General features: G+C 61.4%; 11 protein-coding genes. 2 read left to right on the forward strand and 9 right to left on the reverse strand.

Annotated features, from left to right (window positions below; translation table 11 throughout):
- From CAPSK01_RS18435 to CAPSK01_RS18460, 6 genes are all read right to left on the reverse strand, one after another.
- Positions 1-4465 (reverse strand): NAD-glutamate dehydrogenase (locus tag CAPSK01_RS18435; protein WP_273704050.1); only part of this gene is annotated, 4465 nt, incomplete at its 3' end.
- Positions 4466-4555: 90 nt separating this feature from the next.
- A complete protein-coding gene (locus tag CAPSK01_RS18440) occupies positions 4556-5284 on the reverse strand; it encodes an amino acid ABC transporter ATP-binding protein (RefSeq protein ID WP_034930177.1) in 729 nt (242 codons plus the stop codon).
- A 33-nt stretch (positions 5285-5317) separates the two neighbouring features.
- A complete protein-coding gene (gltK, locus tag CAPSK01_RS18445) occupies positions 5318-5998 on the reverse strand; it encodes a glutamate/aspartate ABC transporter permease GltK (protein ID WP_034930179.1) in 681 nt (226 codons plus the stop codon).
- A 1-nt stretch (position 5999) separates the two neighbouring features.
- A complete protein-coding gene (locus CAPSK01_RS18450; protein WP_034930180.1) occupies positions 6000-6737 on the reverse strand; it encodes an amino acid ABC transporter permease in 738 nt (245 codons plus the stop codon).
- A 267-nt stretch (positions 6738-7004) separates the two neighbouring features.
- Positions 7005-8045, reverse strand: coding sequence for an asparaginase (locus CAPSK01_RS18455; RefSeq protein WP_273704086.1), 1041 nt, complete (start codon positions 8043-8045; stop codon positions 7005-7007).
- A gap of 117 nt (positions 8046-8162) precedes the next feature.
- Positions 8163-9044, reverse strand: a complete 882-nt coding sequence (locus CAPSK01_RS18460; protein WP_034930183.1) for a glutamate/aspartate ABC transporter substrate-binding protein — start codon at positions 9042-9044, stop codon at positions 8163-8165.
- Between the two features lie 362 nt (positions 9045-9406).
- Here CAPSK01_RS18460 and CAPSK01_RS18465 point away from each other — a divergent pair, with 362 nt between their 5' ends.
- Entirely contained in the window at positions 9407-11182 is a 1776-nt protein-coding gene (locus CAPSK01_RS18465) for a PDZ domain-containing protein (protein WP_034930185.1), read from the forward strand.
- A 72-nt stretch (positions 11183-11254) separates the two neighbouring features.
- Complete coding sequence (pdxH, locus tag CAPSK01_RS18470) at positions 11255-11893, forward strand: pyridoxamine 5'-phosphate oxidase (protein WP_034930186.1); 639 nt, start codon at positions 11255-11257, stop codon at positions 11891-11893.
- A 93-nt stretch (positions 11894-11986) separates the two neighbouring features.
- Here the strand turns inward: pdxH and tsaA are convergent, their stop codons facing one another.
- The 3 genes from tsaA to CAPSK01_RS18485 form a co-directional block, all read right to left on the reverse strand.
- Positions 11987-12736, reverse strand: coding sequence for a tRNA (N6-threonylcarbamoyladenosine(37)-N6)-methyltransferase TrmO (gene tsaA / locus CAPSK01_RS18475; protein ID WP_273704051.1), 750 nt, complete (start codon positions 12734-12736; stop codon positions 11987-11989).
- A 19-nt stretch (positions 12737-12755) separates the two neighbouring features.
- A complete protein-coding gene (locus CAPSK01_RS18480) occupies positions 12756-13130 on the reverse strand; it encodes a CbiX/SirB N-terminal domain-containing protein (protein ID WP_034930426.1) in 375 nt (124 codons plus the stop codon).
- Between the two features lie 38 nt (positions 13131-13168).
- Positions 13169-13371 (reverse strand): HAD hydrolase-like protein (locus tag CAPSK01_RS18485; protein WP_034930189.1); only part of this gene is annotated, 203 nt, incomplete at its 5' end.

The raw sequence follows: 13371 nt of genomic DNA on the forward strand, positions 1-13371 counted from the left end.
CGGCTGGCAGACGGGAGACGGCAGCGGCCAGCCAGTCCAGATCGATCTGCCTTTCGAGAACGATGAGGGCTTCTGTCACGTCGTCCAACGGGTAGCCGCAGGCGCGCGCGAGATTCACCCGCTCGAACGCTGCCACGATCGCCGCACGCTCGTCGATCAACGCGGTAATGGCAACTGCGCCACTCCTGCCCTGACGAATGCGGTCGAGGGTTGCGACGACGGCACTGCCGTATTCGGTGATCAACTGAGCAATGCGAGTACCCCGTAGATGCTGCGTCAGCACCAGCGGCGTCGCCGCCGCCAGCATTGCCCGCAACCCGGTCATCAACGTCAGTTGCCGGCTGGCGTCGACGACCAGGTCCAGCGACTCGATCTCCTGCCACAGCGTTTCGGCGTCGAGCACGCTGCTGGCGGCATACCACGCGCCAGCCACCTGCGCCGCCGAGGCGCCGGTTTCGTCACCGAGCTGCAGGACAAAGGTCGTTCCCATGCGATTCACCAGACGATTGACGAGTTGCGTGGCGATGATGTCGCGCCTCAGAGGATGCGCCGGCAGCAGTTCGCGGCAATGCGCCAGCAGAGGTGCCGGGAAGTAGGCCACCAGCAGTTGATGCACGTCTTCGCTGTCGGGCAAGCTCGACTCAAGAAGGGTTTCCTTGAGCGTGATCTTGGCATAGGCCAGGAGCACCGCGATCTCAGGTGCGGTCAGGCCGCGCTTCTGCTGCGCGCGTTCGGCGAGACCCTTGTCATCAGGCAGGAATTCGATGCCGCGGTGCAGGGCACCGCGGGCCTCCAGGTGGCGAATCAGACGGCCATGCACCTCAATCAGGCCCGCTCCGGCTGCCACTTCGAGGGCAATCGCCTGCGTCTGCTGATAGTTGTCGGCAAGCACCAGTGACGCGACCGTGTCGGTCATCGAAGCGAGCAACGCGTCACGCTGCTTGCCGGTCATGTCGCCACGCCGGATCAGCCCGGCCAGCAGGATCTTGATGTTGACCTCGTGGTCGGAGCAATCGACACCGGCCGAGTTGTCGATTGCGTCGGTGAATATCCGGCCGCCATTGAGAGCAAACTCGATGCGTCCTTTCTGCGTCAGGCCGAGGTTGCCGCCTTCGCCGATTACCCGCGCCTTGAGCTGGCTGGCATCGACCCGTAGAATGTCGTTGCCGCGATCGTTGGCTTCCTGATGACTCTGGGAGCTGGCCTTGACGTAGGTTCCGATGCCGCCGTTGTAGAGCAGGTCCACCGGCGCCTGCAGCAGGGTCTTGATCAGCTCGGGGGGCGTCATCTGGCTGGCAGTGCTGCCCAGCCACGCGCACAGCTCGGGTGACAACGGGATCGACTTGGCTGTTCGCGACCATACGCCGCCGCCCGCGGAAATCAGCGCCGGATCGTAGTCTGCCCACGAAGACCGCGGCAACGCAAAGAGGCGTTGCCGCTCGGCAAAGCTGCGCGCCGGGTCCGGGTTCGGGTCGAGAAAGATATGCCGGTGATCAAAGGCAGCCAGCAGCCGGATTTGCGAAGAGAGCAACATGCCATTGCCGAAAACGTCGCCGGACATATCGCCGATCCCGACGACGGTGAACGGCTGCGTCTGCGTATCCAGACCGATTTCCCGGAAGTGCCGCTTGATCGCCTCCCATGCACCTCTGGCGGTGATCGCCATTTTCTTGTGGTCGTAACCGACCGAGCCGCCTGAAGCAAAGGCATCGCCGAGCCAGAAGCCATACTCGATGGCGATGCCGTTGGCGATGTCCGAGAAGGTCGCCGTTCCCTTGTCGGCGGCGACGACCAGATAGGGGTCGTCGCCGTCGCGACGGCGCACGCCATCGGGAGGCACGACCTGACCGTCGACCAGGTTGTCGGTCAGGTCGAGCAGGCCACGGATGAAGGTCGAATAACAGGCAATTCCCTCGGCCTGCAAGGCTTCGCGCTCGCCAGCCGCCGGCAGGCGTTTGCAGACGAACCCCCCTTTCGACCCCAGCGGAACGATCACTGCATTCTTCACCATCTGCGCCTTGACCAGACCGAGCACCTCGGTGCGGAAATCTTCCATGCGATCGGACCAGCGCAGGCCACCGCGCGCTACCCGGGCACCGCGCAGGTGCACGCCTTCGACCCGCTCGTTGTAGACGAAGATTTCGTAGAGCGGCGCCGGCGCAGGCAGGAAGGGGATGTCCCTTGATGAGAACTTGAAGGACAGGTAACTCTTGGCCTGGCCATCATGGCCCGATTGATAGGCGTTCGTCCGCAGCGTTGCCTCAATGACCGTCTGCAGCGCAGAAAGAATGCGATCATCATCAGGATTGCTGACCTGCAACAAGGCCGTGCTGACTTCATCGGACAAAGCCCTGGCGCGTGCCTCGTCTGCTACCGGAGAAAAGAGCGCTTCGAACAGGTCGACCAGCGCCCGCGTAATCCGGAAATGCGTCGCCAGACAGCGCTGCACATAGGCCTGGCTGAACGGCAGACCGGCCTGCCGCAGGTAACGGCTGTAGGCGCGCAGGATGCTGATCTGCCGCCCGTCGAGACCCGCCAGCAGGACCAGGCGGTTGAAACCGTCGTTCTCTGCCTGGTCGCGAAACAGGCTCTCGAGCAGGTCGATGAAGGATTGCCGGGTCGTTTCGTCATCCAGTGCTGCAGCCTGCGGCAAGCGCACTGCAAAGTCGGCAATGTGCAGGTCACTCCTGGGCAGACTGAACGGCTGTTCGGAGAGTACCGTCAGTCCCATGTTCTCAAGGATCGGCAGAATCGCCGACAGCGGTCTCGGCCTGCCACGACGGAACAGCTTCAGGTGCTGGTGTGACCCATCGTCGCCCTGGGCTGCGCTCAGCTTCACTTCGACACGACCGCTCTGTTCGGCGGCTTCCAGGCGCTCGAGGTCGGACACCGCGGAAGCGGGTGTGACCCGCTCCTGATACGACAGCGGCAGTTCCAGCGAATAGCGACGCAACAGGCTATTGCCGCGCTCCTCGCCGTAGTGCCCGACGAGATTCTGTTTCAGTTCTTCGGCCCAGCCGCGCACGATGCGCGCCACCTGCCTTTCGATCACGTCAGCATCGTAGCGGTAATTGGTACCAACCGGCGTACGGGCGATGAAATGCAGACGTGCCAGCCGCGACTCGCCGAGCATGACAAAATAGTCGACGCGCTCGGCGGTGAGGCTTTCATGAAGGAGCGCCGAGATGCGCTCGCGGATGGTGGTGTCGAAACGGTCGCGCGGCATATAGACGATCGCCGAAACATAACGCCCCCAGGCGTCGTCGCGCAAAAAGATGCGCACCTGTTCGCGCTCGTGCAGGGACACGATGCCGCTGGCGATACGGACCAGATCCTGGTGAGCGATTTCGATCAACTCGTCACGTGGATAGGTTTCGAGTACGTTGAGCAGGGTCTTGTCGCGATGGCTGCGCGGCAGGAAGCCAAGATCCTCCCGTACAGCGGCAATCTTGCGTCGCAGCAGCGGCACATCGGTTGCCGCCACATGGTAGACGTGCGCCGTGTAGAGTCCGACGAAAGCACGTAATCCGACGATATTGCCGCCGGCGTCATAACGCTTGGCGGCAATGAAATCGAGGTAGGCCGAGCGATGAACCGTCGAGCGCGCGTCTGCCTTGACCAGAATCACGGGCAGGGGATCTCTGGCCAGTTCCGCGACGACGCCGGGAATTCCCGCCAGGCAACGGCCAAAGCGGGGGTGGTCGGGGCTTCGGAGAATGCCGAGTCCACTACCGGCAACGCGCGCGAGCTTGCTGTCGCCGACAGCTGCCTGGTAATCCGCATAACCGAGAAAGACAAAATTGTTGGCGGCGATCCAGGCCAGATACGCCGCGGCTTCGTCAGCCCCGGCAAGCGTCGTGGCGGCCATCTCGGTGTGTGCTTCGCGCATCCGCTCATGCATCGTCGGGCCGTCTTCGACGGCCGCACGCACGTCAGCAAGCACCCCCAGAATTTCCTGATGCAGGGTGTCGATCAGCCCGGCCTCGCCAATGCGATCGATCTCGAGGTGGATCCAGGATTCCGGCCGACTGCCGGCAGCGCCACGCGGCCGCGTGGCCTGCAGCCTGCCATCGACGCTGCGCTCGGCGCCCAGCAAAGGATGCAGCAAACGATGGATCACCAGTCCATGGTGGTACACCAGCATGGTGATCGAATCGACCAGAAACGGCATGTCGTCGGTGACGACATCGATCACGGTGTGCGGAGAGTGCCAGCCATGCCGGTCAAAATCCGGCGTGTAGAGAGCGGCTGCGGCTTGTTGCGGCGCGCGCACCTCGCCCAGCCGAAAATGCTGGACTGCTGCCCCGAGAAGCTCTTCGGGACTCGCATCCGTGGCGCCGCCCAGTTCCACATCGACGAAGTAGCCATCGAGGAATTCGCCGATGCGCGCCGAAAGATGCTGCTGCTCGGCGATTTCGCGCAGGTTGCGGCGCAGGTTGTGTGTGGACTCGCTGACCAGTGCCATGCCGTTCTCCTTCTCTCGAATCGATCGGGTACCGCCTTGCTGGCCACTGACGCCTGTGTCACTCCAGGCAAACCCGGAGTCAGACGATACTCAATGGTGCAGAATCTTGGCCAGAAACTGTTGTGCTCGCTCCGAACGAGCGTGTTCGAAAAAGGCCTCCTTGCTGTCGTCCTCGACGATACGACCCTGATCCATGAAGATCACCCGGCTGGCAACGCGTTTGGCGAAGCCCATCTCGTGCGTGACGCACATCATGGTCATCCCCTCCTGTGCCAGTTCAGTCATCACGTCGAGCACTTCGTTGACCATTTCCGGGTCAAGCGCCGAAGTCGGTTCGTCAAAGAGCATGCAGATCGGGTCCATCGCCAGCGCCCTGGCAATCGCCACACGCTGCTGCTGGCCACCGGAAAGCTGACCCGGATATTTCTCAGCCTGCGCGCGCAGGCCGACCCGGTCGAGCAACTTGAAACCCTTCTCGCGCGCCTGCTCCTGGGTACGCCCGAGCACCTTGGTCTGGGCAATGGCCAGGTTGTCGATGATGCTCATGTGTGGAAAGAGTTCGAAATTCTGGAAGACCATGCCGACCGTCGAGCGCAGCTTGGAAAGATTGGTTTTCGGATCGCCGACGGACACGCCATTGACGATGATTTCACCACTCTGAAAGGGTTCGAGGCCATTGACACACTTGATCAGTGTCGACTTGCCCGAACCAGACGGACCACAGACGACGATTACTTCGCCCTTGTGCACCTGCGTCGTGCAGTCGGCGAGGACCTGGAAGGAACCGTAATGCTTGCTCACCTTGTTCATCGTAATCACGAAAGTCTCCTCGATTCATTGCTGCAAGCGGCATCAGGCCGTCTTCAGCTTGTTCTGGTAGTGGCGAACGATTCGCGACGCGGTGAAGCAGATCACGAAATAAACGGCACCGGCAAAGAGCAGCAACTCGACCAGGCGCCCGTCACGGTCACCAACCTTGTAGGCCGCACCGAAGAAGTCGGCCAGGGCCGAAACATAGACCAGCGAGGTATCCTGGAAGAGGATGATCCCCTGTGTCAGCAGCAAGGGAACCATGTTGCGGAAAGCCTGTGGCAGCACCACCAGGCGCATCGCCTGGCCGTAGGTCATGCCGAGCGCGCTGGCGGCACCCATCTGGCCTTTCGGAACCGACTGGATGCCGGCACGAATGATCTCCGAGTAGTAGGCCGCCTCGAACAGCGCAAAGCCGGCAATCGCCGAGGAAAGGCGCATGTCCGAACCGCGCGGGAAGCCGAAGAGGCTTTCCAGCAGATGCGGCACGATCAGAAAAAACCACAACAACACCATGACCAGCGGAATGGCCCGGAAAAGATTCACGTAGCCGGCTGCGAACCATGACAGCGGCTTGATCGGCGAGAGGCGCATCAGTGCCAGCAGGGTGCCCCAGACAATTCCGAAAATCACCGCGCTGACCGTGATATTGAGGGAAATTTTCATGCCCTCCCAGAGGAAAGGCAGCGCATTGGGAATCGAAGACCAGTCGAATTCATGCATCTCACTTGCCTCCAAGATAGCCGGGAACACGCACATGCTCTTCCACCCAGCGCATGCCGGACATCACCACCACATTGATCAGCAGGTAGGCGATCGTCACCGCGATGAACGACTCGTAGGGCTGCGCCGTGTAATCCACCAGTTGCCGGCCCTGGGCGGCCAGTTCCAGCAGCCCGATCGTCGAACATACGGCCGAGTTCTTGAAGATGTTGAGAAACTCTGAGGTCAGCGGCGGCACGATCAAACGCACCGCCATCGGCAACATCACATAGCGATAAGTCTGCGGCAAGGTGAAGCCCATCGCCAGCCCGGCGTTTTTCTGTCCCGGCGGCAGCGAATTGATCCCCGAACGCACCTGTTCAGCGACACGCGCGCTGGTGAACAGCGCCAGGCAGACCATCGAGGCGACAAACTGCTGCATGATCGGGTTGGTCTGCTTGAAGGCATTGCCAAGAGCCTCTGGCAGCAGTTCGGGCATCACGAAATACCAGAGGAAGAGTTGCACCAGCAGCGGGATGTTGCGAAAGATCTCGACGTAGGCCGTAGCCAGCCCCGACAGCCATTTATTCGGGACCGTCCGCAGGACGCCGACCACGGCGCCAAGCGCCAGCGCGATCAGCCAGGCCGACAGCGACAGGGCGATGGTCATCTTGAAGCCGTAGAACATCCAGCCAAGATAGGTATCGTCGCCCGTTGCCGTCGGCTGCAGAAAGATTCCCCAGTTCCAGTTGTAACCCATCGATGCTTCTCCTAACGGACATGGCTACTTCAGACACCCCCGATCATGAAAATCATGACCGTGACCCTCCCTTGCAGGGTACATTCCGGCCAGCACGCCGGAAGCGCTCAGCGGGCACGGAACAGGCTCCGCGAATTCCCCATCTCGCCCTCGGCCCTTTGTATGCTCTCCAGCTTGCGGGCGAGGGGAGGTTCGTGAGTCGCCGACGCGACTTCCATGATAGGCAGGAAAGTCCTGGACTGCCCTGCCCTGGTTTCCGAACCGAGCTCAATACTCCCAGAAAATCCGTTGTAGTTCCTTGCTGTCCTGGGTCTTGGTCAAAGCCACCAGGGCAAGAATGCGTGCTTTCTGCGGATTGAGATCGTGCGCGACCACCCAGTCGTACTTGTCGTCGGGTTGCTCGGCGTTGCGCAGCACGAAGCCACCGGCATTGACATGCGAAGAACGGATGATCTGAATCCCTTTGCCGCGCAGTTCCTGCAGACTGGGCACAACGGCGCTGCTCACCGAACCATTGCCGGTACCTGCATGGACGATCGCCTTGGCGCCATTGGCCGCAAAAGCGCGGTAGGCAGTATCGGAAGCATTGCCCGATCCATAGGCGATCTCGACCGACGGCAGCGTGTCGATTTTCTCGATGTCGAATTCGGAATGGCTGGTGTGCCGCTTGGCGGGCAGACGGAACCAGTAGTTCTTGCCTTCGACGACCATCCCGAGCGGCCCCCAGGGACTCTTGAAGGCTTCGGTTCTGAGGTTGACCATCTTGGCGACATCGCGACCGCTGTTGATCTCGTCGTTCATGGTCACCAGCACGCCTTTGCCACGCGCGTCCTTGCTGGCCGCGACACTGACCGCGTTGAACAGATTCAGCGTGCCATCGGCCGACATCGCAGTTCCCGGTCGCATCGAGCCGACCACGACGATGGGCTTGTCGGTGTGCACCACCAGATTGAGAAAGTAGGCGGTTTCTTCGAGCGTATCGGTGCCGTGCGTGATCACTACACCATCCACATCATTCTGTTTGACCAGCGTTGCGACACGCTTGGCCAGAGTCACCAGATTGGCATTGGTAAAGCTCTCCGAGGCAATCTGGAAGACCTGTTCTCCGCGCACTGCGGCAACCGTGTTCAACTGCGGAATGCCGGCGATCAGCTTGTCCACCGGCACCTTCGCCGCCTGATAGGTGGCGCTGTTGGTGACATCGGCGCCTGCACCGGCGATCGTACCGCCAGTGGCGAGGATCACGATGTTCGGCTTGTCTGCAGCCAGTGCCGCACTGCAGACGAGAAGAGTCGCCACCATCGCCATCAACCAACGTCTTGCAGTTTCATTCAGCATGGTTTCTCCTTTGCTTGTGGTCCATTCTGGTTGAATTCCAGGGTCCGGCAGGCCCCCGGACTGGGCTGTTCCAGGGGCAGGCCAGACTTACTCGAAGGCCTTGTCGTTAGGCGCCTTGTACAGCTTCTTGACGGCTTCGGAGAGCGGGAAATTGAGGTTCAGGCCTTTCGGCGGGATCGGTTGCAGAAACCACTTGGCGTAGATTTTTTCGGCTTCGCCCGAAGTCATGGCCTTGGCCAATGCACCATCGACAACCTTCTTGAAGGCCGGGTCATCCTTGCGCATCATGCAGCCATAGGCTTCGAACGACTGCGGCGTGCCGACCACCATCCAGTCGCTGGCTTTCTTGGCCTTGGCCATTTCACCGTAGAGCAACGCGTCGTCCATCATGAAAGCGACCGCGCGACCGGTTTCCAGGGTCAGGAAGGCTTCTCCGTGGTCCTTGGCGCTGATGATGTTCATCTTCATCTGCTTGTCCTCGTTCATCTTGCGCAGCAGACGCTCCGAGGTGGTACCGGCAGTGGTCACGACATTCTTGCCCGCCAGGTCAGGGAAATCGGTGATCCCGGAGTTGGTCTTGGTCATCAGGCGAGTACCGATGATGAAGATGGTGTTGGAAAAACTGACCTGTTTCTGACGTTCGGTGTTGTTGGTAGTCGAACCGCATTCAAGGTCGACCGAGCCGTTCTGGACCAGCGTGATGCGGTTCGCCGAGGTCACCGGCATCAGCTTGGTCTCCAGCTTGGTCAGCTTCAGCTCCGCCTTGATGGCGTCGACCGCCTTCATCATCATCTCCTGCGAATAGCCGATGACCTGCTGCTTGTCGTCATAATACGAGAAGGGGATCGACGACTCGCGATGTCCGAGCGTGATGACTCCGGTTTCCTTGACCTTCTTCAGCGTGCCGCTCAGTTCCTGGGCTAGAACCGGTGCTGACAGCAGGCTCGCCGACAGCGTTGCTGCCAGCATAAAACCTCTGCAATGTTGGCTCATTGTGTCTCCTCCATGTGTCTTCAGATAATTAATGGGTCAAATCCAGGGAAATCAGGTTGTCCCCCGATTCCCGGATGCTTCGATTCTGGCATGACTTGCGCAGGGAGCCAAGCACCAATTGAATAATGATTCAGTCATGAAAGGAAAGTTCCCCCGGCTGGCGGCCATGCTAACGGTCATGAATTTTCCAGGCACCCCCCGATCATCAAAGTCATGATCGTTGCCTTTTCCCACGGCCCGGGTGCATCGCCCCGATGTTGACCCCATGCCTGCGCATGGCAGCGCACGCAAGCCGTACAATTCCGGCAACACCCTGACCAGACCCACAGAGACAAGCGATGAGGCCTGCGCACATCTGCTACAGCATTCGTCCGAGCAAGCCTGCAGCGCATCTTCTTGAAGTGCGCTGCACGCTTGCCGCACCCGCTCTGACCGGGCAGCGTTTCGCGCTACCGGCATGGATCCCGGGCAGCTACCTGATTCGTGACTTCGCGCGCCACATCGTTGCGATTCGTGCCGAGGCTGCCGGCAAAGCGGTACCGCTCACCAAGATCGACAAACACAGCTGGCAGGCTGCGCCGGTCGGCAAGGGTGTGGCGCTCACCGTCATCTGCGAGGTCTACGCCTGGGATCTCTCGGTACGCGCTGCGCATGTCGACCAGACGCACGCTTTTTTCAATGGCAGCAGCGTATTCCTGCGCGCCATCGGTCACGAACATTTGCCGTGTCTGGTCGATATCCAACGGCCGATCGGCAGGGGCTTCAAAGCCTGGCGTGTCGCCACAGCCCTCACTTCGGCATGCGACCAGACTGCCCGACGACACACTTTCGGCCTCTACCGGGCCGCCAACTATGACGAACTGATCGATCACCCGGTCGAAATGGGCACCTTCACGCTGGCCACATTCACGGCCTGCGGTGTCCCGCACGAAATTGCCATCAGCGGACGTCATGACTGTGACCTGGCGCGCCTGACCAACGACCTGCAGCGCCTCTGTGAATGGCAAATCCGCTTCTTCGGCGAACCGGCACCGATGCCACATTACGTTTTCCTGGTCACGGCCGTCGACGATGCGTATAGCGGACTTGAGCACCGTGCCTCGACGGCACTGCTCTGCGCCCGCGACGATCTGCCTTACTCGGGCATGCGCGGTACACCGGAGCGCTATCGCAGCTTTCTCGGTCTGTGCAGCCACGAGTATTTCCACGCATGGAACGTCAAGCGCATCCAGCCCGCTGCATTCTCGTCCTACAATCTCGATGCCGAGAACTACACCACCCTGCTCTGGGCCTTCGAGGGTTTCACCTCGTACTACGACGACCTGGCGCTGCTACGCTGCGGCTTGATCCCGTTGAAAGACTGGCTGGCCCTGATCGCCAGGACGATCGACAAGGTCCACAATAACCCCGGTCGGCAGCGGCAAACACTTGCCGAGTCGAGTTTTGATGCCTGGACGAAATACTACCGGCCGGACGAGAACACCCCGAATGCGGTGGTCAGCTACTACACCAAGGGATCGCTGGTGGCGCTGGCACTCGACCTGAAGCTGCGCGCCGAGACCAGCAACCGGATTTCACTGGACGACGTGATGCGCGCGCTCTGGCACCGCCATGGCCAGGGTGAGCAGCGCTGCGGCATTGGCGACGAGGACATCCGGATGCTCGCCGAAGAACTGTCCGGCCTCGACCTCGAACACTTTTTTGCCGAAGCCGTACATGGCACGACCGATATGGACCTGGCGCGACTGCTGAAGCCCTTTGGCATCCGGCTGAAGCGTTCGGCAAATTCCGCAACCCCGTCACTCGGCGCAAGAACCGGTAGCGACGGCAGCGAGGTCCGGTTGACGACGGTATACGAAGGCAGCCCGGCGCAGGCCGCCGGACTGTCGGCCGGTGACCTGCTGCTGGCGATCGATGGCTTGCGAGTCACGCCATCGACGCTCGATCGCCTGTTGAGTCGCCGTCGAGCCGGCGAAACGGTCCACATGCACGCCTTTCGACGCGACGAACTGATGGAATTCGCGGTGCAACTCGGCGCTCCGGCCAAGGATCGCCACCAGCTGCAGTTGCAGCGAACACGCAACACCCTGCGCAAGGACTGGCTGCAGGGGTAGCGCATCGACGATAATCCGCCACGGCATGATCCAGCCCTGCCGGGCCCCACCCATTGCATCCTCGTACATAAGATGACCAAGCTCGCCGACCTCCGCAAAAGCTATGAACGCGCCGAACTCAGTGAGGACGCATCACACGTCGACCCCCTCAGACAGTTTGAAAAATGGATCGGCGAAGCGATCAGCGCGCAAGTCCCCGAACCCAACGCCATGACCCTGGCGACGGTAGACAGCCGCCTGCGCCCCTCCACCCGCGTGGTGCTGATCAAGGGCTATGACGAAAATGGCCTCACCTGGTTCACCAACTACGACAGTCGCAAGGGTCGCGAACTGGCTGCCAACCCCTGGGCAGCGCTGCAGTTTCATTGGGTCGACCTGGAGCGGGTCGTGCGCATCGAGGGTTTCGTCGAAAAAGTGAGTGCCGCCGAAAGCGATGCCTACTTCGCCAGCCGCCCACTCGATTCCCGCATTGGCGCCTGGGCGAGTCCACAGAGCCAGGTGATTGCCAGCCGCAGCGTACTCGTCGGCAACGCCGCCCGCTATGGCGCGAAGTTCCTGCTACATCCGCCACGTCCACCCCACTGGGGCGGCTACCGGCTGCGCCCCGATACCTGGGAGTTCTGGCAGGGCAGAAAGAGTCGTCTGCACGACCGTCTGCGCTACCGTCTGGACAGCGATCAGCAGTGGATTCGCGAACGCCTGGCGCCGTGACCCTGCGCGGGGATCGGAACACTCACCATCTCGCCCTGCATCGTGCTTCCGACGCAACCCGTCCGCAGCAAGCTTTGCCCACGGGCTGGGCCATCAGTCGACCACAGCCGGCACAATTTCCTCAACGACGACCCGCATCCCCGTACAACGCCATTTGACTTCCAGATCGTAAAGACGCAAGCCATAGCGTCGCAACGGATCGCTGGCGTAAGCCGGACGCGGGTCCTGTGCCAACACCTCGCACAGCAGTGCCGCCAGGTCCGGCCAGCGAGATTCGTGCCGGCGCAATTGCATCGCCGCCTGCCCGCTGAAATCGACCGCCAGTTGTGGCGGCGGACCCTCGACGAAACCGCTGCGGGCCGCCGGCTCGCTCTCGACAAAGGGAAGGTATGGTTTGATGTCGAGGACGGGTGTACCGTCAAGCAGGTCAACGCCGCCAAAAGTCAATACCACCCCCGAACGGGTTTCAATGGACAACAGTTCGACCAGTGACAGCCCCAGGGGATTCGGGCGAAACGGGCTGCGGCTGGCGAATACACCAACACGTTGATTGCCTCCCAGCCGCGGCGGTCGAACCGTCGGATGCCAATCGCCGCGGCAGTGGTGGAAGATAACACTGAGCCAGACATGCGAGAAGGCCGCCAGGCCACGCACGGCTTCCTCCCGGTCATACGGTCGCAGCAGGCGCAGTTGGCCGCGCGCATGCGGTGCCAGGCGTGGCTGACGAGGAATGCCGAAGCGGTCCCGAAATGGCGTCGCCAGATAACCGATCGGCGACAAGGTGATGTCAGGAACGCAGACTCGCACGCGCATCACCACAAGGCGCGCTTGCCTGCTGACCATACCTGACAGCCGCGCCGCATCAGCGACTGGCGAGCGCTAGTACATGCCGGGCCATGGCCTGAACGATGGGCTCGGCCTCGCCAATCGCAGGTGCGAGTTCAAAGCACGTCCGCGGATGGTGCTGTCGCAGTTCTTCGAGCAGCAGCGGCACATCGCGCTTCAGATGCCCACCGCGAGCGATGAACATCGGCACGACCAGAATGCGTTCCCAGCATTCAGCGATCAGGGATTCGGCACATGCGCGCAAATCGGGTTTGATGAACTCGAGAAAGGCCAGCTCGACACGCAGCTCGGGCGCCTGTTCGCGCATTGCCGCACAGACGCGGCGCATCGGTTCGGCCCATTCCGGGTCACGTGCGCCATGGGCGAAAAGGATCAAGGCTGTTCGTGGCATACGTGCACTGTAACGCATCACGACACCCGCGACACGGATCAGTGGATGCCAGCCAGCGCAGCGATCTCCCGAGCATCCTCGACGAGATGATCGGCACCCCAGGCCTCGATCGGGTCGCCATCGCCAAGATAGCCGTAGCGCACCGCCACCGTGGCCATGCCCACGGCCCGACCAGCCTGGATGTCACGCAAGTCATCACCGACGTAAAGGCAGCGCGCGGGCTCCCTGGCAATCAGCGCGC

The organism is Candidatus Accumulibacter vicinus, from assembly GCF_000584955.1.
GTDB classification, from domain to species: Bacteria; Pseudomonadota; Gammaproteobacteria; order Burkholderiales; family Rhodocyclaceae; genus Accumulibacter; species Accumulibacter vicinus.